Below are 20496 nucleotides of genomic sequence, written 5' to 3' on the forward strand. Positions count from 1 at the left end.
TAATTTTACTCTTTTTCTTCTCTTTCTTCTTCATTATCTTGATCTTTTAGAGATGATGGATCTTGAGTTATTGATGTATCAATCATCTCTTTAAGTTTTCGAGCCTGTTCTTCAACACTAATCAGTAGACCTAAATCTCCAAAACATTGCAAAGCGCACTCTTCACAGTAGTAGTCAGTAGTATCCTTAATAAGATACTGGGCAGTAGTTTCCTCACACACAGAACATTTCTTATGCATTACCAGCTAAAAATAGGGTTTTATTTTTAAATATTGTTATAATAAACAGTATTTATAATTACTAAAATACAATACATTTTAATATATAAATACCTAAAATTTCAAATTATGAAAAAGTGGATGATAATGAGCATATTAACAATGATGATTCTTCTTATCGGATGCTCAACTAATCAAATACCACCTAAAATTGAAAGAACCTATCCTTTTACAGATCAAACATACCAAGTAACTACGGTAGAAAATATTATTAAAGAAAAACCAACTGAAGGAAATTTTAACATTGATGCATATGTAGTTGACGTATACTTTTGCCCGCCATGCCCAAAAGGTGCTTTGTGCAAGACCTGCGGTTCTGACTTTATAATCATTTCAGACACACCAAATTATTTGGAAAATGATAATTTACGAATAGATTTAGATATTAATACTGCAAAACAATTTCAAGAAGGAAAAAAGTATAGATTTTCAATAAAATATAGGCTTCAGAAAAATGCAGTATACCAAACGGAATCTGAAATAATTAAATTAGTAGGATATGATGAGTTATTAGAATAATTACAAATTATTTACTCTTTAATCCTCTTCATTCTAAACACATTTTCTCGATCCATTTCTTCCAACCGCATTTTAATAAATGCCATCTGCGTTTTCATTTTGGGAATTACTTCAAACTCCAAAGCATTAACCCGTCTTTTAGTTTTTTCAATCTCTTCAAGTAATTTCTTCATCGTTGTTTCTGTTTCAGCAGCTTGAATAACTTTTTCAACTACTTTTTCATAGGCAAAAGCTGCATTATCAATCATAGTTGAGCTTCCGATAGTTCCATAACCACGATCCATAAAATGATGCTGCACTGGTTGAGATTTGATTTTAGGAACGACAACACCCATAATATTTTTAGACATAAGTTCAACTTCTGGTTTAGTAACAACTGCCATGCTTAAAGAAGTGAGCGATAAATCCCCTTCTACAACACGAGCCATATTTACTGCCTGCAAAGCAGTTTTATATTCTTCAGTAAGCTCTTTACGAAGTGATTTTGCCTGTTTTAACACTTCAAAAAATTCAAGTATTAAACCATCGCGTTTCTTCTTAAGTAAATTATAACCTGACTCTGCCAGCTTAATTCGTTTCTTTAAATTCTGCAGTTCACTTCTTGTCGGCTTAATATTTTGGCTCATAGCTTATCACAAAGACTTATACTTGCTGATCTTTATAGTACTTTTCCTTCAAATCAGGGCTTAATCGAGTTAATTCATTTTTAGGAATTGCACCAAACATATGCCAGGATACGTCAAGAGTTTGGTTAATGGTTCTGTCTTCGTTTCTCATTTGCTTGACAAAACGCTGCTCAAATGCTTCAGCAAATTTTAACAATCGTTTGTCACGATCGCTCAAAGCTTCTTCACCAACAATTGCAACCAGTCCTCGTAAATCCCTTCCTTGAGCATAGTTTGCATATAATTGGTCAGAAACATTTTTATGATCGTCGCGTGTTTTTCCTTTGCCAATCCCTAAATTCATTAATCGAGATAACGAAGGCAATACATCAACAGGTGGATAAACTCCTTTTCGATGAAGCTCACGACTCAGTACAATTTGACCCTCAGTAATATACCCGGTTAAATCAGGGATAGGATGAGTAATATCATCCCCAACCATAGTTAAAATCGGAATCTGAGTAATAGATCCTTTTTTGCCTTTAATCATACCAGCGCGCTCATAAAGCATCGCTAGGTCAGTGTACATATATCCTGGATATCCTCGCCGTCCAGGAATTTCTTCTCGGGCAGCTCCTATTTGACGCAAACTTTCACAATAGTTCGTCATATCAGTTAAAATAACAAGAACATGCATGTCGCGTTCATAGGCGAGATATTCAGCAGTAGTCAGAGCCATTCTTGGCGTGACTAACCGTTCAACAGCTGGATCATCGGCAAGATTCAGGAATACAACTGATCGCTGTAAAGCTCCTGTTTCTTCAAAATCTTTCATAAAATAAGAAGCTTCTTCATTAGTAATACCCATTGCTGCAAAAATAACTACGAAATTTTCTTTTTGCCCGATAACTTTTGCCTGCCGTGCAATTTGAAGGGCAATTTCATTATGGGGCAGTCCACTGCCGCTAAAGATAGGCAATTTTTGCCCTCGAACTAAAGTATTCGTTGCATCAATAGTTGAAATTCCTGTCTGGATAAAATCACTGGGTGATGCCCGCGAATAAGGATTAATAGCAGCTCCAATAATATCAATTTTTTTCTCAGGAACAAGAGCTGGCCCGCCGTCAATAGGTTTTCCTGCGCCGCTGAAGATTCTTCCTAACATTTCTTCTGAAACACCTAATTTAATGGTTTCTCCCAAAAATCGTACTCGTGTTTCACGATCAATACCTGAAGTTCCTTCAAAAATTTGAACAACAACAAGGTCATTGCTGGTATCGAGAACTTGCCCATTTTTAACACTACCATCAGGCAATTTTAATGAAACAAGTTCTCCATAACCAACAGGATCTGTTTTCTCTACAAAAACAAGAGGTCCTGCAATTTTAGTGATAGTTTTATATTCTTTCATATTCCCTACCTCGTAAGCTTATGTATGTTCTGCGTTATAATTGCGAAAATTCTTTTTCCATATCTTTAGTGGCTATTGTTAATATTTTCGCATAGTCTTTTTCAAATTTCGCTGTTGCAATGCCATCTTTTGCTTTAGTTGCAAGAATTTGCTTAACGCGAGCTCCTCGCTCTAAAGCAGCTTCTGCAAATGTTTTGAAAGCAAGCACCGTCTGCATCAGCAGATAACTTTTCTTAGGTTCTGAATAGGTATCAACATCATGATACGCATTCTGTTGTAAAATAAATTCACGGACAAGCCTTGCTACTTCCAAAGTTACTTGTTGTTTGTCAGGCAATGCATCACTCCCAACAAGCTGCACAATTTCCATCAGCTTTTCTTCTTCCTGAAGAATAACCATTAATTGTTTGACTAAATCTCTCCAGTCTTCAGCAACATACTCAGAAAACCATGGTGCTAAAGAATCAAGGTATAAACTATATGAAGTCAACCAGTTGATGCTGGGAAAATGACGGCGTTGAGCTAATTTTGCATCCAGAGCCCAGAACGTTTTAGTTACTCGTAAGGTATTTTGAGTTACTGGTTCTGAAAAATCTCCTCCAGGAGGAGAAACTGCACCAATAACACTGACACTGCCAACAGTGTCAGTTCCTAAAGGAACTACTCTTCCTGCTCTTTCGTAAAATTCAGCAAGTTTAATAGAAAGATAGGCAGGATAACCTTCTTCTCCCGGCATCTCTTCAAGACGTGAAGAGATCTCTCGCATTGCTTCTGCCCAGCGTGAGGTAGAATCTGCCATTAAAGCAACATTGTAACCCATGTCTCTGAAATATTCAGCAATAGTAACACCGGTATAAACTGACGCTTCTCGTGCAGCAACCGGCATATTTGAAGTATTAGCAATTAACACGGTTCGATTCATTAATGGCTTATTTGTTTTTGGATCAATAAGATGAGGAAACTCAGTCAAAACTTCAGTCATTTCATTGCCTCGCTCACCGCAGCCAATGTAAACAACAATATCTGCATCACTCCATTTAGCAAGCTGCTGCTGAGATACGGTGTTATGTAAAAGCATAGGTGTATTCCCCCCTATAAAATTGTGCGTTTCTGGTACAGTAAGATCATAAACATCTGTATCCTGATCAATAATGTCTATTGAAACAATCTCATCGCAAAAGACATAGTTCAACGCTGTTGCAAATGTTTGAAGCTTTTTGTCAGATAATTTTGCAGCTATCTTCTGCATTGTTTTTGCAGTAAGATTCTGATCAACGTAATAACCCGCAGTGGAAATATGCTCTTTCCCTAAGGTGAATGGTTTTGTATCACCTAAGAGTTGTTTAAATAATGCACTAGTCATAGGCACAATATCATTCGCATTATAGTAGAATTCTTGGGTATAATAAGGATGTATCTTTATTGCTTCTCGTTTAGGAATGAAGAGCCGATAATACTCCTTATTATTGATAATTCTCTCAACAGTTCTATGAAAAATACCTAGCCGCAGCAAGAGATACGTCATTGAATTCCGCATTTTTTTGCTTGCTGAAGTAATTTCTAATTCCTTTTTTCCAACATGACCATCGCAACTGATATACGCTGTTAAGAAACGTTTGATAACGCTTTCAGGAGAAACTAATAGTAACGATGGAATATCTACGGTATTAGATTTTCTCATTAATGGCATGTTGAGAGACTGAAGTAACTTTACTGCAGCAGTTGAGGAAATTTCAAGTGCTTCAACAGTATGTGCATAATACTCTTTTGTGTTTAGATTAAATAATTTCTTTCCCAAATATGCAACTCTTTGCCGCAATTCAGCTTTTTTATTGAAAAAATGTATTGTTTTCCCTCCTTTAATCATACCATCCGACATAATATAACCAATAAATTCTGCAAGTTCTTCAGAAAGAATTTTTGGTATGGTAATTGCTAGTGAAGCCCTTTCGGTTTTAATGACAGTAACATTAATACGGTTATTAGTTAATTGCTCTATCTTTTTTATGAATGCTAATGTCGGAGCATTTCTTTTCGTGTAGAAATTTATGAATGTATCATAAGTTACGTTTATTTTTTTAGCAATTTGTTTTAAGGTTTTACCAGTCTTTTGTTGATAATTATAAACCAGCTTAACCATTAGATCTATAGCCTTCTTATCAACTACCCTGCACTCGAAATTAATCTCTATTTCCTGGTAGTTTACTGAAAAGTCTATCTTTCTCGGAGCAATAAGGTAGTCACCTTCAGAAAGATGCTGTGCTTCAGTTTCTACAATATTCAATTCCTGATCTAGCTTGAAGAGTTTATGGACCGGCGTTAATTGAACTGTTTTACCAGACCTTGTTTTTACTTTTATAATTCTGCTTGTTTTTCCTTTATACACATGTGTTGCACTGGTCTTCTTTGTTTTTTCGCCATCAAAACTCCAAACTGTTAAGGGAATGTCTAATGCTATCATCTTTTCATTTTGATTTTCTAGCTCTACTGTTCCAGTTGCATACTCAAATACCTCTTTTATTTGTTTTAATTGATTGTTGACAAGTATATTTGTATCTCCTGTAACACATTTGCCTGCTCCAAACGGTCCTGGAATTGCAGCCACGCCTCCTTTAGCAAGAGGGAAAAAAACATCAAAAACACGCTGCCCAGTAATTAAAGGAACAGTTGGCGGTAATTTTTTTCTCACGCTGCGTGGCTGTCGAACTGGCCAATAGTGTTGTAAACGAATTTGATAACCATTATCTAATGCTCCAATAATCTCAGTTACGGTAAAAGAACCAGATTTCAATTCTTTTAACTTTCCTGAAACATGAGGCGGCAGCATAATTTTATGGACAATAGTCTCAGTTTCCTGCACTTCACCTAAAATTGCGCCGCCGTCTAATTTCTGCCCAATTTTAACAGTAGCTTTAAAGGTCCATTTTTTTTCTTGATCTAAGCCTGGAGCATCTACTCCTCTAAGAATAAAATCCCCCATTTTTTCCTGTAAAACTGACAATGGTCTTTGAATACCATCATAAATACTGGTTAATAACCCCGGCCCTAAAGCTACAGAGAGAGGTTTACCAGTATTAAAGACTGGTTCACCTGGTTTAATGCCAGAAGTATCTTCATAAACTTGAATAATGACGGTATCGCCATCAATCTGAATAACTTCGCCCATAAGTTTCTCATGACCAACTTTTACAATATCATACATACGTGCTGCAAGATTTTTCGCTACAACAACAGGTCCTGCAATTCTAAATAACACACCCTGACTCACATACTGTTCAGCTGGAGCTGAACGGCGTGCTGATGAAGACATTTTTTTTGTCTCTTTTTTTATAGTTGAGCTTGTTTTTTTCATTGCTTTTTTTCCCATACTACCACCTTTGATATTAATTAAATGTATCTATGCTAAGTTTGATTTAATCATTTTTCCATAAATCAACACCAATTGATTTCTGGATTTGTTTGCGTAAGGTTTCCTGACTTGCTGTTGAAGTTGATAAAACAACAGTAACTGGTTGCACACGTTTTTCTACCTGTTCGCGAAAATGTTCTGGTAATGCTTGAATCGTTGTTTCATCAGTAATGATAATTCCTAACTCTTTGTCTTGAAATAATAGTTCGAAATCTTGAAGTGGATTTTCCGCTTCTTGAACAGGAATACCAGCTAACCTAAATCCCAAGACAAATGTTGAAGGACCTAATGCTTTAAGAGTATACATGAGAGCACCTAATCAAACAACAAGTTGGGCAGTTATGAACTGCTCATCTAAACCAAGTTGTTTTCCTTTAATAATTGTTTTAAGATTTTTAATTTCAATATCTTTAGCGAGCATAAAACCAAGAATAGCTTCGCCTGCCAAAGGATGCTGATGAAGTAATAATGAAGCTTTCTGCAGCAAATAATTTTGTAACGCTGCCTCAAACAAAACCATATCTTTATGCTTAAGGCTTTCTTGATGTTGCCTGACAACAGACCCTAAGTCTCTATGTCGGGAAAGTTTAGCAATAACTGCGTCATAATCCAATGAGAGAAGTGATTGAATATACTGGCGCTGCAAACCATGACCAAACACAAGAATATGAGTCAAGATAGTTTCTTTTTTTATGTCTTCTTTTTTTAATCGAAGAATAAGCTTGAGGTTAATAACATCAATCTCTGATAAAAGATAATTTTTAAATAAGTCTGCTCCGCCCTTGAGTCTATCGCAAAAGTTAAACGTAAATTCATAGTAATATTTGTCAAGAGCATTTTCGATAGCAAGCAGTGAGGTACTATGTTTGAATGCATCAATTAGTATCTGCCGTTGCTTGTCTGAAAAAAAATGAAGTTTCTCAATAATTGCTTCAACTGATGGCAATAACAATAATTTTTGAAGAGCATCATGACTGAAAGCAACACCAACAAGTAATAATGGTTGGATTTCTGAAAAGCCACTATGGGTAAATTTAGCGCGAAGAATTGTTTTAATATTAAAGATATCGTGCCTCTTAAGATAAGCGATAATTAATTCATGGAGTTCTTCAGGTGAAATTTGCTTTAATTTTTCGAAAGAAGCGAGAGTATTTTTTTCAAGAGCATTTTCCAACAATGCAACATTTTTATATTTCAGTGCAAGCGCATTGATCTCTTGACCATAATGAAGTTCTTGCAAGTACTTTGTAATTTCATTGATTTCCATATGAAGCAGTTTATCATAGTCTTGTTTTTTCAAGAGCTTTGATTTCATAGTTACGGTACGGACATAAGTATAAGGATACTCTTTAAGTGTTATCTTGTTTGGTGTTTTAATCATGAGTTATGCTCCAAATAAGAGTTTAGCAACATCTGCCATAGTTTTCTCTTTGATAATCATGAAAAGCGTTTCTAAACTATAATCAACACGTATTGTTCCTTCTTTGTTTTCTGCAATAATGCCGCCGGCAAGGTGGGTGACAGTAGCAGATTCAGATAGTAGGCTTTTATCTTCACTGTTTAAAAAAACAGTGCTAACAGGCAACTCGTGTTTTGCTTTTTCGAGAAGGCGCTGCAGTAATAACTTGCGCTCAGCTGCTGGCAATGAAGTAAGTCGTGCATAGGCGCGGTCATACACTTCTTGTAAGAGCTGTTTTTTAACTTCAAATATATTTTTTCGTGCTTCCAGCATTGCAGAAGCTAGTTCTCGTTTTTCAAGCAAGGTAAGAGAATTTTCAAAAGCTGCTTTATCTTGAAGTAATTTCTGTTTATAATCCTCAAGAGCTTTCGCTACACTAGCCTTAAATTGCTGTTGAGACTCTTGATGTAATGCATCAGCTTTTCGTTGAGCTTCAGTTAATATTTCTTGTTGTACTTCATGTAATCCCATATCATCACCTAAGGTTAAGGAATTGATAGAAAGAAAACAGGGTTTATCCTGCTAATCCTAATATCAAAATTGCCACAACTAATCCAAAGATAACAATAGTCTCTGGAATGACGGTTAAGATTAATCCTTTACCAAACAATTCTTCTTTTTCAGCCATAGCGCCAACTGCTGCTGCACCAATTTGCTTTTCTGCAATTCCAGCTGCAATAGCGCTTAAGCCAAAAGCAATACTTGCGCCAACTGCTATTAATCCTGCTTCTGCCACCATAGTATTCTACCTCCGATAGTTTTCATAATTTTTTGCTCCAAACGGAGCATATCGTATGCCGCCGCCATGAAAGAATTTTGAAAAAAATTCTACATAGTGGAGTCGTAATGAATGTAAAAATGGCCCTAATATTCCTAACAAAATATTGATAGTATGCCCAAGCGCAAAGATAAGGATGCCAATGACAACAAAAAACCCGCCTTTTTCAATAAAAGGCATTGTCAAATTTTCATTAACAACAACTGCTAATCCTACTGATGCTAAACCTACAGCGCCAAGACGCATGTACGATAAAATATTAGAGAATATTGAAGGTAATTCAACAAGCCCTTGAACACCTTCACCAAGGTACAGCATAATAATTGCCAAAGCTAAAACAAACCAGCCAACAAGAATAGGAAGAGTAATTATTCCAAGAAATGAAATAACTAATAAAATAATCCCAGCTTCAAGTATCAACCAACTAACTTTATGTAATACTGCTTTGAAAAAACCATGATGCAATTCATTAAAAAAACCTATAAGAAATGCGAGATTCAAGTGAATAAAGCCAAGAATTGCGCCGAGGACAAGAACGATATGAATTTCATTTCCTAAAACATTTATTTCACCATGAAGGCGATTGATAATGCGTGGAAAAGTGTAGACAACTTCTTGTATACCATGTTCCACAATAGTTTCAGGTAGTAAAACAATGCCTAAACCAGAAAGAAAAGACGCAGTTTTTTCTTTAACATGCTCAAAACCAAAGTATTCTCCAAAGATAAAACCAAAAATAATGCTTGATACTGAAGAGTACAACAACACATTCAACAAATCACGTGCTTGAGGAAGTTTTGTTTTTAGCCATAAAAAGAATAAGAGAGTCACTAACCCATAACCTACATCTCCTAGCATCATGCCAAAAAATAACGGGAAGGTTAAAAACATAAACAACACAGGATTAATTTCATCATAATGCGGCAGCGTATAAAGATCCATAAAAAAAGTAAAAGGTTTTACTAACAAGGTATGCTTGAGCTGTATAGGTACTTTATCATTTTTCTGAACTGGTTTTTGTTCAATAACAATCTTAGCTCCTGCTGTTTTTTCAAGTTCTGTTTGAATTAATGGAATGTCATGAGTCGGAACCCATGCTTGTATAACAGAGCTATGGCGAGTAGCAGCAAATTGCAACGGCGCTTCTGCTTTTGCAGCTTCATCAGTGAGAAAAGCTTCAGCATTGGCAATAAAGGAAGTATATTTTGTAAGAAGTTGTTGAAGATATCGTTGAGTTTTTTGTTGTTCAATTTCAACAGTATTAATCTCATCAATCAAAGCATTGACGGCTGGCATAACATGACCAGATAATTGGAGCGCTTTGCTGATATCAACAGGAGTAAATGAATATTCTTTAAGAAGACCAGCAATCTTTACCGCATCTGCAGAGCGGCAAAATAATGCAAGAGTTCTATGCTTGCCATTCTTTGAAATGTGTAATTTATGAGAACGTGTGACATGATAAAGTTTATCACGCAAATCATCGCGGTAATTAATATAACCAATAAAAGAAGCAATGCTTTTTAGTGGTTTGTAAGAATCAATATCAAGATAGAGAGAATTAAGAAAGTCGAGTTGTTTAAGTAATTCATTTTTTTCTGATAGTTGCGCTGCAGCAAGAGCAAGTTTCTCTTCATAAGCAGTAATCTGCTGGGTGATGTGTTGAAGTTTGGTTTCAATATCAGAAAGTGTATAACAGGTAGAAGATGCTTGCGATAGAATATTAAACTTTGCTTTTAACGATCGTAGTACGAGGAGTAATTCTGAGATCTTTTCAACATTGGGTAAGGGTTTACCTATATCTAATGAAGAATTTTTAGTGTGAGGAATAAGATGAAATTTTGATAAAGAATACAATTTTTCAATAACAGGATCAAGTTGAAGTGAAGGAACTATTATCCGTACTTTAGTCATTCGTTCAGTATGTATTATCATGGTGCTGCGAAGGTTTATTGTTTAATATAATCTTTGAAGGCCGTTACAACAAAATCTACTGATGCAGGGAGATTTTTATGTGCTTTAGCTGTTAAAACTTGTGCTTCAGTTTCTGAATCTTTTAAAATAGCAGAACGTTTTTTCTCAAGTGCCTTACGAAGATGATCTAAGGCGTTTTTCTTCTCTTTTTCAAAAGCTTCTTGCCGAACATCTTGTTCGTGAGCTATAGTAGTTTGTAGGGTAAGAAGAAATTCATGTGTTTTTTTCTCAGCTCGTGTAATAATATGTTCTGCTTCTTCTTCAGCCTCTTTAATTTCCAATAATGTTCTATCCATAAAAGGTATGAAAAGTACTTACTTTTTAAAGGTTGCGATAGCCAGTACGTAATAAGTCTGGGGTTTTAGCGCCTTTTTTGTGAAGCTCTTCTTATATCTATTGTGAGGATTTTTCGGAGTGCCAGAGAGAAAAATCCAATCGAAATCAACTTAAAAAGCTGAACCGGCGCTAAAACCAAAGAAGACTTATTACGTACGATAGCCAAGGCTCTGGTGAAAATCTCGGCATAGCCTCGGTTTTGGTGCCGTGATTATCTCACTTATTTATAAGAAGGAAAAAATTCCTATTGGAATTTCCTTTTTTCCCACGTACTAATTTGAAGGATAATCACAAGCATGGCACCAAAAACTACATTTTCACCAGAGCCGATAGCCAAAGAGGAGAGTAAAGCATATAAATAGGTGGATATTGCTGATGAATATCTCTTCTTTAAAGAAGATGAAAAATACAATAGGGGGATTTAAACATGAATAAAACTAAAATAGGATTGATGATAATCATGTATATAGTAGTCGTAGTGATGACTATTACAAGTGCTTTTGCAGAGAAAACACCGTTAGCGCCACTAAATAAAGGTAATTTTGCAAGCTTTGGAACAAAAGGATGCAGCAGTGATGCGCAATACCATTGGAGATGCGTTGATGAATATCCTTATGCATTTACTAGTGATTATCTTTACAAGTCTTTTGATCCAAAAGCAACAAAGCATATGGGCGGATATTTAGAAACATTCAAATATCGAAAACCATATGTAAGACCTAACACCGTAATTGATTATATACAAATATCGAACGTTGCGCAAAGGTATTCTGATAAGAATTATATGATGAATGTAGTGCTTATTGGCCCTGGAAAACAACAAAAAGTAGTTGACACCGTTCAATTAACGCCAAACATGAAAAAATATACAACTGCTAAGTTGGAAAAAAATCCATTTACTAACCAAGCTTGGACAGCAAATGACCTTGACATGTTAGAAGCAGGTATTGTTGTTAAAGGTGTAAATGATGGTGTTAAACTTGCTCAACACTATGTTGAATTGGGCCATCACGTTGTGAATAAATAAGATTATTTCATTTATTTTTTATCTTTATTCTTTTCTTAAGAAACCTGAGAGCCTACAGCTTCAGAAATGTTTTTGAAATGATTTTGTTGAAGATAAGTTACAAGTCCTTTATTGATGTTTTTTGCGATTGAAGGACCTTGATAAATAAATCCTGTATAGAGTTGAACTAAAGATGCGCCATTAATGATCTTAGTATAGGCATCTTTTGCAGTAAAAATACCCCCCACCCCTATAATTGGAAGAAACCCAGAGGTTGCAGTGTAGATATAATTTATTATTTCAGTTGATCTTTGTTGTAAGGGCAGTCCACTAACACCACCTGCTTCATGAAAGGTGGTTCGAAGATTTTCTCGTGAAAGAGTGGTGTTTACTGCAATAATGCCTGATAGTTTTGTTTTTTTCGCAACATGAATAATATCAGCTATTTGCTCAAAAGCTAAGTCAGGAGCAATCTTAACAAGCAAAGGTTTTTCAGCATGATTTTCATGTTGTAATGTTTTTATAATCTTAAGCAATTGATCTTTATCTTGCAGTCCACGCAATCCCGGCGTATTAGGGGAAGAGACATTAATAGTTACAAAATCAACATAATCGTAAAGAGTTTTAAAAGTAGAGAGATAATCTTTATGCGCTTCATCAAGAGGAGTTACTTTTGATTTACCTATGTTAAGTCCAACAGGTATGTCTCGTGATGTTACCTGCTTTAATTGTGTTAATGCTTTATCAGCGCCTTTATTGTTAAAGCCCATGCGATTCAATAAAGCATAATCAGAGGGCAGTCTAAAGACACGTGGTTTTGGATTCCCTTCTTGTTCTTTTGCGGTTATACATCCTACTTCAATATGCCCAAAGCCTAATGAAGAAGTAATTTCGATGAGTTTACACTGTTTATCAAATCCAGCTGCTAAACCAAGCGGATTTCTGAAATTCATTCCTGCAAAAGTAGTAGGAAGCATAGGATGCTGATAATCAAAGAGAGTTTCAGTCAGATTCCTTAAAAGAATATTTTTACCTGCATATGACATAACACGAGAAACACGATCATGAACAGTTTCAGGATCCTGCGTAAAAAGAATTGGTTTAATAATGGATGTAAATAGCATGGTAGATTGAAAGAATAAGAGATATTTAAATGTAATTTGAATTACGTACATAAATAAGCTAAAAATCTATCTTGGCTTAATTTCAACATCCATCTTTATAATTTCTAAAGGTGTGGTTATTGGCTCAATTTTAATGCCGTTATTGCCATCTACAACAAACGGAGAAATATCTCGCACATATTCATCATCAAACGTGTTTATTTCAAAGCGATGACCATTGACAAATACCTTTGCTGCTTTCTTTTCCTGATCATCAAAGAATTTGAATTTAATCTGAATAATATATTCAGGTCTTAATACAGGAACTTGCAGCACTTTATTAGTTATGTCTGTTACACAGACAAAACCTGTTGGATCTTTTGTTTGATAACCTGTTGGGCAGGCTTCACATTGGCTTTGGCTAATAGACTGCATGCAAATACTTTCTACACCAAATTTTGGAACATCATTGCACCAATAATTCTGTTTATCTTCAGCAAAGCAGCAATCTTTATCGTAATTTCTATTGCAGCCTGCAGGACATAAGCCATCACTATCATCACCACATTGGCTTTTACATTCTTTGACTGGTTTTGCAAGCTCATCTTCATAACCAGATTTGCAGTCATTGCATTGTTCTAGTTTAATCACTGATCTGCAGCGCAAGCTTTCGTCATCAGGAACTAGATCGCACCATGCTTTTGCTCCGGTTGCAAAACAGCAATCCTTATCCAAATCTTCATCGCAATTATTTGGGCAAATGCCATCTACTTCTCCACATAATGGTCCGTAAAATCCTTTGTCTTTTTTGTCAAAAGCAAAGGTAAATAATTGACTAGGCAGTTCAAAATATTGTGTTGGTAAAATCTGTTTTTTTAATCTAGTATGTACCTTGATCTGCTGCAGCGTGTAAAACCCTTTTTGGGTGCCGAAAACAATAATATTGCTTCCTGGTGTAAGAACTTCAGGTGAAAATTCAATAACATTCATTTGCGTGCATGCAGGAATACTTCCATAAATATTCTGGTTGTTAATAAAAATATCTAATTTTCCTACACTCAATTCTGTGCAATCAGGGAAAAATTCGAGCTGTACAGTTTCAAGATTATATTTTTCAGTATCTGATATGGTAAAACTATTTTTACTTGCCTGCTGCGCAACGTCAGTGTACTGACCAGAGACAAGGAGATTTTGTAATTGGTATTCATTGCTAGCCCAAAACTCCCAGCCAACACTGCTCACACTTATACTAAGCTTGTTTTCAGGTTTTAATAAACCTTTGTCTAAGGGAATTGGTTGTAAATTCTTAACTGGACCATCGAAAATAGTTTTATCATTTAATGAAAGCATTAACCTTCCCCTGCTTTTGGTCACTTGGGCAGATAAAAGAACGCTTTCAGTATGTTCAAGATCAGAGATAGTAAAATATATCTCTTTGAATTGCTGGTCAAAAGCACTATTCTTTACATAGACTGCTTGTTCTTGTTTTATTGCAACAGCATTTGTTGTGGTGTAGAGGCTAATAGCAGGAATAGGATGATCAAATTCTGTTGTTTTCAAGTAATCGATTCTTCCTGGTGCCAAGCTTAAGATAGAAGTATTAAGTTTTCCTTGACCATAACCATATCCTGGTTGTCCAGGCGTTAAAGCTTTATAGCCGCTAGTCTCAGGCAATGGTTGATTTTCAAGCAATGCTTCCCTATAATCGGGAGGTAGTAATAATAAGTAAATGATGATAAATCCACCTATGATAAGTACTAATGCTGCTGCTGCTGAAGCACTTTGTGCTTGTTTATAGTTCACAACTTCACCTTCTTTTAAAAATGTTCTAGGGTTTCTGATATATATATGTTTCTATGTTTCTTAAGTATTTTATTTGTTTAAATTTTCAATTCTTTTTGCTATCTCCTCTTTTGAAGGCAAGTATTGGGATATGTTTTTGGGGAGTGAAGAGGTAATCCTATATGTTGAAACACCTATAGGTTTTTTAACTTCTTTTAATGCATATTCAACAACAGTTTTATCTTTGCTCTTGCAGATAATGATCCCAATAGAAGGATTTTCATTCTCTAATTTTAGCTTTTCATCCAATATAGATAGGTAAAACTGCATTTTCCCAGCAAACTCTGGGGCAAATTCTCCTATTTTTAATTCAATTGCGACTAAACACTTTAGCTTCCTATGATATAACAATAAATCAATAAAGTATTCTTTATCCTTAATTTCAATACGGTATTGGCTCCCAATAAAGCAAAAATAGCTCCCCATTTCTCCTAAAAAAGATTTAACTCTTGCAATTAAAGCGGTTTCAAGTTCTTTTTCTGAATGTTCTTCATTTAATTCCAAAAAATCAAAAGTGTACTCATCTTTTAATGCTAATTTTGCTTGATGTTTGTATTTTGCTGGAAGCGATTTGTCAAAATTAGTCTGGCTTAACATATATTTTTCATAAGATTGGTTTTCAACTTGATGAATCAAGATATCTTTTGTCCAGCCAAATTTTTTAACCATTGTTATATAAAACTCTCTTTCAAGCTCGTCTTTGCACTTTTCCATTATAATGATATTCTTTGTCCAGCTGATTTCTCGCACTAATGGTGCGAGTTTTTCATTATCCCTATAACTTAAGTAAAAAGTTCTCATTCTCCAAAGATTTGGTGAAGAAAATCCCTTTATCCCAGGATATTCTGCCTGTAAATCTTTAGCTACATTTTCCACAATGGCTTTACCCCATTCTTGTTTTCTTACTATTTTCTTTCCAATATCCCAATAAAGCCCGATTAACTCCTTATTGACTGATTTTAACGCATCGTACTGCGCAGACCTTATTCTTTCTTTTATTTCAGCAATAAATACGCTATATTCTTTATTTCGCATAGTTTTCATTTCAGGCTTTCCTCAATGATTTTCTGTTCTTCTTTAGTTATTCCATAAATATTATAGACTTCTTGGTCTATCTCATCATCTAATTTCTGGATTTCTTTTTCTAAACGAGCTTTTTCATCAGTTTGTTTGTTTTTGATTTCGTTCAGGCGTTTGTTTAGAGAAAGAATTTTATCTATTAATAAGATTATTTTTGCTTCTAAATCTTTATCTCTTTTCTTAAAAATAGGGAATAGTTTTAATTCCTTCACTTTAAACTGAGGAAACAATTTTCTCTGAAGTTTTCCGAATTTATTAAAAAACCAGTAACTTATTAGTTTAGAATTAATAACTCCGAGAATTAATTTAGAATGATATGCTCTAAAATTAAATATAACCATGCTGTTAATATCGTGTAGCACTTCCCTGTTAGTTAATACTGCATTAATACAATAAGGTAATTTAGATGGTATTTGTCTAACTAATATCCTCTCGCCATTAAATGGAACAGATTTTCTTGGTTCCGCCAAGAAATCTCCGTACTTAAGAAATTCTCCAGACCAAGATAAAATATATCTACCGACATCTTTCCCTTCTAAATAAGGATAATACTCTTTTGATAATCTTTGTTTTGAATGAAATTTTCTATTTTTCTTAACATCTTCAGTTTGTTTTGGGACACCTTTTCCAACTTGATACGCCTTTAAACCTGTTGAAACATTAGAGATATCTTTTAATGAAGTGGAGTTATTCTCTATTTTTGTGATTATACCTAAACTTTTTCTATTTTTTAACAAAGGAATATTAATTATATTATTATTTTTCTCAAACTCATTCCATCTAAATTTGCCTATTTCTTCTAATTTTCTTTCTCTCATTTCTGCTAGAGAAATTTTATTTGGTGTTCCTTTTTTTAGAATAATGATACATGTATCAACATTAGCCTCCTCAAATACTTTATTGAAAAAATTTATTATATGTAAATCAGAACAATTCTTTAAGATAAATTCTCTAAACGTAGAAAAAGTTTCTATAGTTAACCAATTATTAGGAATTATAAATCCAAGAAACCCCCCATGTTTAAGTAATTCATATGCTCTTTCAACAAATAATCCATATGTATTCAACTGATATTTCTGGAGTTTATATTTTTTATAATAATATGTTTTTTCTTCGTCATTGAATTTTTGATTTCTTGCAAAAATATAAGGCGGATTCCCAATCACAACATCAAAACCCCCATTCTTTATAATATCTTTAAATTCATTTTCCCATTTGAAAGCCCTATCACCAGCAATAGTAGAATCATCAATCAAACTATTTCCAACCTTAATATTCTCCTGCAATGTTGGTAATCTGTGCTTTTTCTCCGCAGTTTTTAACAGCAAATTTAATTGAGCTATCTCCACAGCCTTTGTATCTAAATCAACACCAAAAATATTTTCTTTTAAGATTTCAACTTTTCTTCCATAACTTGCAGAGGCTCCAGTTAAATCAAGCTTAGTTTGAGCTATTTCTCCATTTTTCTTTTTATCTAAAGTAACTAGATAATCAAAAGCTTTCATTAAAAAAGAACCAGAACCACATGCAGGATCTAAAACTTTAATGTTTTTTAAATCGAATTTCTTATCTTTAGCTAGCTCACCAATAGTATTTTTTACAATATAATCAACAACGTAAGTAGGAGTGTAATATATTCCTTGCTCTTTTCTATGCGCTCTTCCTTCTGTCAAACTTGCTCGTTTTGCTGTTTTCTTTAGTATATGCCCTAAATACTGTTCATAGATATTTCCAAGAACATCAGCATCAAGAGCAGAAAAGTCATAATGAACTGTATTATCAGACGTTTTAAATAATCCATAAATTATCTTTTCAATAATTTCATCATCTATTACAACTTCTTCACAAAGATGGGGACTGAATAATTTGCTGTTGTAAGTGTCATCAATACTTCTAAAAACATCATTTAACTTTTTACAAATCTTTTTATTCGTATTTTCCCTTATCAAAGACTGCAAGATAGGCGCTTCTAATTGTTTATCTTCAAGAGTTCTAATGAATATTAGTCTATCAATAATTCTTTGGACAGATTCTTCCAAATCTTCTTCAGTAAGGTTTTTTGAAGCATTATTTTTCAGGATATTTTTGGTTAGTAATTCCCTAAATCTTGTTAAGTCACTAAGAAGTTGTTTATCTACGGGGATTTTCTTTGCTTTTTTACCCCATTTTTCAGCTTCTTTGTCTATTAATCCAAGCTCTAAACTTTCCCTTGATAAAAGCCACAATTGTTCAAAATTATCCAAAAACTGGTTACAGTTTATTGAAAAGAATTGGTTTTGTAAGTAATTAATCGATTTCCATTCTGCATTAAAGACTTTTATCCCCTCAAAGTCTGTTAGGACAGCCCATACAGCACCCTTATGCCATGCATAATTTATTGACTGTTCTGCAAACTCTTTTTTGCTTAAATCTTCCCTAAGTGCTTTAGCTTCAAGAAATAATTTTGGTATTCCTTCAATCCTAAAAGCATAATCTACTCTTCCTTTTGATATTTTTTCTTCAGCAGTAACCTCATCACCATCTTCAACGCTCCAACCCAAAGCACGAAAGAGAGGAAGAATAAAATCTTTCTTTGTCATTTCTTCATTATAAGATTTAACTTTTCCAGACTCCGCTAATCTATTATATTTCTCTACTAACTTCCTTACTTCTTCTTTTCCTTGCTCTTTTGTTATCATTTTTTCTCGCTCTTTCTGGGTACATTCCAGTAAGGACTTTTACAGGTTGGGCAAACTTTTGGTTCCTCTGTTGTTTCTCGAGGAACCCATTTATGTTCGCAACGTTCACAAACATAACCTTCTAATTTAATCTTTCCCATAGTGAGTAGTTATATCCTCTTTAGTATATAAGTTTTACTATGATACTAACTGAAAGATTCAGATACTTTTATAATCTTCTATACTTTTTATGTTGTATGAAAATAATTCATCAAGATCTAAAAAAAGGCCAATTAAAGGCTCAAGTGGAAAATAATGATGATTTATGGTATTTAAGCAGTATTATTGAAGAATATGATATATTCAAAAGCAAAACTCTGAGAAAAATCAAGCTCAGTGATGGTGGAGAGAGGAACACAAAAGTGTTTACCAAAGTAATTTTGATTTCTCTTGCCGTAGAAAAAGTAGAATTCCATAAATACACTAACCTGCTTCGTGTTTCTGGAAAAACTATTGAAGGCACTGATGATGTCCCACGGGGAGTTTATCATACGTTTACCCTGGAACCAGGGACGTTATTTACCTTGACTAAAGAGCGTTTTTTGCGTTACCATATTGACAAACTCAATGAAGCAAAACAACAGCAAAAAAGCCATATTCTGATCTGTGTTTTTGACCGCGAAGAAGCAATGTTTGCGCTGCTTAAAAAATATGGATATGATATATTAAGTGAATTAAAAGGAGCAGTGATGAAAAAAGCAAATCCTGAAAAAATTAAAGAAACTTTTTATCAAGAGATTGTTGAGCAATTACGTGCTTATGATCAAAAATATGGCATAACAAAAATAGTGATTGGCAGCCCTGCTTTCTGGAAGGAATATCTTTTGGAAGTTCTTGAGCAAGATCCTTTGGCTAAAAAAGTATTGCTAGCATCATGTAATCATGTTGGCAAAAGCGGTATAGCTGAGGTTTTAAAGCGAACAGAAGTTGTCCAGGCATTAAAAGACGACAGAATTATCCAAGAAATGCATCTCGTCGAAGCACTGAAATTAGGAATAGCAAAAGATGATAAAGCAGTGTATGGTTTTAAAGATGTTCAGCATACTGCTGAAGTTGGCGCAGTTGCTCAATTATTGCTCACTGATGCCTTTATTCAGAAATTACGCAGTGAAGGAAAATATCATGCTCTTGATCATGTTATGAAACTTGTTGATAGTATGCAGGGTGAAATTCGTATCATCAGCACTGACCATGAAGGCGGGCAAGAGTTGCAGGGTTTGGGAGGAATTGGCGCTTTGCTGAGATATAAAGTGTAAGAAGCTCTGGTGAAAATGTAGTTTTTGGCATCTTTTGGTGAGGCTCTTTAAGTTTTCGTGCGGGGATTTTTCGGATTTCCAGAGAGAAAAATCCAATAAAATAAATCCATCAAAAGCCGAACTGATGTCACCTGAATCCGAAGGATCTCAGGGATTAAAAATAGTGATTTTTAATAAAACCGAGGCTATGCCGAGATTTTCACCAGAGCCATAGTAAGAGGTATTGATAAACAACATGGAACGAAAATTAACCTCAGAACAATATCATGTGTTACGAGAAAAAGGCACTGAACCGGCTTTTACGGGCAAGTATGTGCATACTAAAGAGAAAGGTAGGTATAGATGCGCTGGATGTGGAAATATATTGTTTAATTCAGATACTAAATTTGATTCAGGAACTGGATGGCCAAGTTTTTCTGATCCTGCTAACAAACAGAATATTGTTCTTAAAGATGATGTTAGTCATGGTATGCATAGAGTCGAGGTTTTGTGCAGGAAATGCAGCGGACATTTAGGACATGTATTTGATGACGGTCCAGGAAAAACAGGAAAAAGGTATTGTATTAATTCTTGCGTTTTGAATTTTGAGAAGAAATAATATCATGCAAGAGCTACCAAATTATTTTCACCGCGGTGATTAACCTGACAATATTTATAAACAACAAAATATAGAATTTCTTTTAGAGAACTTTGCAAGTATTTTGCAAAGTTCTCTTCAAAAGA

General features: G+C 34.5%; 19 protein-coding genes. 4 read left to right on the forward strand and 15 right to left on the reverse strand.

Going from position 1 to position 20496, the window contains the following annotated elements:
* Window positions 1–5: 5 nt before the first annotated feature.
* Window positions 6–239, reverse strand: a complete 234-nt coding sequence (locus HYY69_07030; protein MBI3033202.1) for a hypothetical protein — start codon at window positions 237–239, stop codon at window positions 6–8.
* A gap of 126 nt (window positions 240–365) precedes the next feature.
* On the opposite strand from HYY69_07030, the gene HYY69_07035 reads away from it, so the two are divergent.
* A complete protein-coding gene (locus HYY69_07035; GenBank protein MBI3033203.1) occupies window positions 366–797 on the forward strand; it encodes a hypothetical protein in 432 nt (143 codons plus the stop codon).
* A gap of 11 nt (window positions 798–808) precedes the next feature.
* Here the strand turns inward: HYY69_07035 and HYY69_07040 are convergent, their stop codons facing one another.
* From HYY69_07040 to HYY69_07080, 9 genes are all read right to left on the reverse strand, one after another.
* A complete protein-coding gene (locus HYY69_07040; GenBank protein MBI3033204.1) occupies window positions 809–1423 on the reverse strand; it encodes a V-type ATP synthase subunit D in 615 nt (204 codons plus the stop codon).
* 16 nt (window positions 1424–1439) lie between these two features.
* Window positions 1440–2813, reverse strand: coding sequence for a V-type ATP synthase subunit B (locus HYY69_07045; protein MBI3033205.1), 1374 nt, complete (start codon window positions 2811–2813; stop codon window positions 1440–1442).
* Between the two features lie 34 nt (window positions 2814–2847).
* Window positions 2848–5409, reverse strand: coding sequence for a V-type ATP synthase subunit A (locus HYY69_07050; GenBank protein MBI3033206.1), 2562 nt, complete (start codon window positions 5407–5409; stop codon window positions 2848–2850).
* Between the two features lie 817 nt (window positions 5410–6226).
* Window positions 6227–6529, reverse strand: a complete 303-nt coding sequence (locus HYY69_07055; GenBank protein ID MBI3033207.1) for a hypothetical protein — start codon at window positions 6527–6529, stop codon at window positions 6227–6229.
* A gap of 12 nt (window positions 6530–6541) precedes the next feature.
* Window positions 6542–7603: a V-type ATPase subunit gene (locus HYY69_07060; protein ID MBI3033208.1), complete on the reverse strand. Its 1062-nt coding sequence runs from the start codon at window positions 7601–7603 to the stop codon at window positions 6542–6544.
* 3 nt (window positions 7604–7606) lie between these two features.
* Window positions 7607–8152, reverse strand: a complete 546-nt coding sequence (locus HYY69_07065; protein MBI3033209.1) for a hypothetical protein — start codon at window positions 8150–8152, stop codon at window positions 7607–7609.
* A 43-nt stretch (window positions 8153–8195) separates the two neighbouring features.
* Window positions 8196–8420 carry a V-type ATP synthase subunit K gene (locus HYY69_07070; GenBank protein MBI3033210.1) on the reverse strand — a complete coding sequence of 75 codons (225 nt, stop codon included), beginning with the start codon at window positions 8418–8420 and terminating at the stop codon, window positions 8196–8198.
* 6 nt (window positions 8421–8426) lie between these two features.
* Complete coding sequence (locus HYY69_07075; GenBank protein ID MBI3033211.1) at window positions 8427–10394, reverse strand: V-type ATP synthase subunit I; 1968 nt, start codon at window positions 10392–10394, stop codon at window positions 8427–8429.
* A 14-nt stretch (window positions 10395–10408) separates the two neighbouring features.
* Entirely contained in the window at window positions 10409–10729 is a 321-nt protein-coding gene (locus HYY69_07080; protein ID MBI3033212.1) for a hypothetical protein, read from the reverse strand.
* Between the two features lie 467 nt (window positions 10730–11196).
* Here HYY69_07080 and HYY69_07085 point away from each other — a divergent pair, with 467 nt between their 5' ends.
* Window positions 11197–11796, forward strand: coding sequence for a hypothetical protein (locus HYY69_07085; protein MBI3033213.1), 600 nt, complete (start codon window positions 11197–11199; stop codon window positions 11794–11796).
* A gap of 35 nt (window positions 11797–11831) precedes the next feature.
* Here HYY69_07085 and HYY69_07090 read toward each other — a convergent pair whose 3' ends face one another.
* The 5 genes from HYY69_07090 to HYY69_07110 all read right to left on the reverse strand — a co-directional run bounded on the left by HYY69_07090 (window position 11832) and on the right by HYY69_07110 (window position 18618).
* Window positions 11832–12899 (reverse strand): quinone-dependent dihydroorotate dehydrogenase, encoded by a 1068-nt coding sequence (locus HYY69_07090; protein ID MBI3033214.1) that lies wholly within the window; start codon window positions 12897–12899, stop codon window positions 11832–11834.
* Window positions 12900–12965: 66 nt separating this feature from the next.
* Window positions 12966–14681, reverse strand: a complete 1716-nt coding sequence (locus HYY69_07095) for a hypothetical protein (protein ID MBI3033215.1) — start codon at window positions 14679–14681, stop codon at window positions 12966–12968.
* 69 nt (window positions 14682–14750) lie between these two features.
* Window positions 14751–15764 carry a DUF1016 domain-containing protein gene (locus HYY69_07100; GenBank protein ID MBI3033216.1) on the reverse strand — a complete coding sequence of 338 codons (1014 nt, stop codon included), beginning with the start codon at window positions 15762–15764 and terminating at the stop codon, window positions 14751–14753.
* Complete coding sequence (locus HYY69_07105) at window positions 15761–18478, reverse strand: N-6 DNA methylase (protein ID MBI3033217.1); 2718 nt, start codon at window positions 18476–18478, stop codon at window positions 15761–15763. The genes HYY69_07100 and HYY69_07105 overlap by 4 nt, the downstream gene beginning before the upstream one ends.
* Window positions 18475–18618, reverse strand: a complete 144-nt coding sequence (locus HYY69_07110; protein ID MBI3033218.1) for a hypothetical protein — start codon at window positions 18616–18618, stop codon at window positions 18475–18477. Before HYY69_07110 ends, HYY69_07105 begins: the two co-directional genes overlap by 4 nt.
* A gap of 96 nt (window positions 18619–18714) precedes the next feature.
* On the opposite strand from HYY69_07110, the gene HYY69_07115 reads away from it, so the two are divergent.
* Together HYY69_07115 and msrB are read left to right on the forward strand one after the other, a co-directional pair.
* Window positions 18715–19773 carry an mRNA surveillance protein pelota gene (locus HYY69_07115; GenBank protein MBI3033219.1) on the forward strand — a complete coding sequence of 353 codons (1059 nt, stop codon included), beginning with the start codon at window positions 18715–18717 and terminating at the stop codon, window positions 19771–19773.
* A 235-nt stretch (window positions 19774–20008) separates the two neighbouring features.
* Window positions 20009–20371, forward strand: coding sequence for a peptide-methionine (R)-S-oxide reductase MsrB (gene msrB / locus HYY69_07120; GenBank protein MBI3033220.1), 363 nt, complete (start codon window positions 20009–20011; stop codon window positions 20369–20371).
* The last annotated feature ends 125 nt before the right edge of the window (window positions 20372–20496 follow it).

It is taken from the genome of Candidatus Woesearchaeota archaeon (genome assembly GCA_016192995.1).
Lineage (GTDB): Archaea > Nanobdellota > Nanobdellia > Woesearchaeales > DSVV01 > JACPTB01.

Excerpts from the sequence above, each read along its gene's own strand:
- HYY69_07085 (MBI3033213.1), top strand. The coding sequence starts at position 11,197 with ATGAATAAAACTAAAATAGGATTGATGATAATCATGTATATAGTAGTC.
- HYY69_07060 (MBI3033208.1), bottom strand. The coding sequence starts at position 7,603 with ATGATTAAAACACCAAACAAGATAACACTTAAAGAGTATCCTTATACT.
- HYY69_07055 (MBI3033207.1), bottom strand. The coding sequence starts at position 6,529 with ATGTATACTCTTAAAGCATTAGGTCCTTCAACATTTGTCTTGGGATTT.
- HYY69_07110 (MBI3033218.1), bottom strand. The coding sequence starts at position 18,618 with ATGGGAAAGATTAAATTAGAAGGTTATGTTTGTGAACGTTGCGAACAT.
- HYY69_07035 (MBI3033203.1), top strand. The coding sequence starts at position 366 with ATGAGCATATTAACAATGATGATTCTTCTTATCGGATGCTCAACTAAT.
- HYY69_07040 (MBI3033204.1), bottom strand. The coding sequence starts at position 1,423 with ATGAGCCAAAATATTAAGCCGACAAGAAGTGAACTGCAGAATTTAAAG.
- HYY69_07065 (MBI3033209.1), bottom strand. The coding sequence starts at position 8,152 with ATGGGATTACATGAAGTACAACAAGAAATATTAACTGAAGCTCAACGA.
- HYY69_07105 (MBI3033217.1), bottom strand. The coding sequence starts at position 18,478 with ATGATAACAAAAGAGCAAGGAAAAGAAGAAGTAAGGAAGTTAGTAGAG.
- HYY69_07115 (MBI3033219.1), top strand. The coding sequence starts at position 18,715 with ATGAAAATAATTCATCAAGATCTAAAAAAAGGCCAATTAAAGGCTCAA.
- HYY69_07080 (MBI3033212.1), bottom strand. The coding sequence starts at position 10,729 with ATGGATAGAACATTATTGGAAATTAAAGAGGCTGAAGAAGAAGCAGAA.
- HYY69_07030 (MBI3033202.1), bottom strand. The coding sequence starts at position 239 with ATGCATAAGAAATGTTCTGTGTGTGAGGAAACTACTGCCCAGTATCTT.
- msrB (MBI3033220.1), top strand. The coding sequence starts at position 20,009 with ATGGAACGAAAATTAACCTCAGAACAATATCATGTGTTACGAGAAAAA.
- HYY69_07075 (MBI3033211.1), bottom strand. The coding sequence starts at position 10,394 with ATGATAATACATACTGAACGAATGACTAAAGTACGGATAATAGTTCCT.
- HYY69_07070 (MBI3033210.1), bottom strand. The coding sequence starts at position 8,420 with ATGGTGGCAGAAGCAGGATTAATAGCAGTTGGCGCAAGTATTGCTTTT.
- HYY69_07090 (MBI3033214.1), bottom strand. The coding sequence starts at position 12,899 with ATGCTATTTACATCCATTATTAAACCAATTCTTTTTACGCAGGATCCT.
- HYY69_07045 (MBI3033205.1), bottom strand. The coding sequence starts at position 2,813 with ATGAAAGAATATAAAACTATCACTAAAATTGCAGGACCTCTTGTTTTT.
- HYY69_07100 (MBI3033216.1), bottom strand. The coding sequence starts at position 15,764 with ATGAAAACTATGCGAAATAAAGAATATAGCGTATTTATTGCTGAAATA.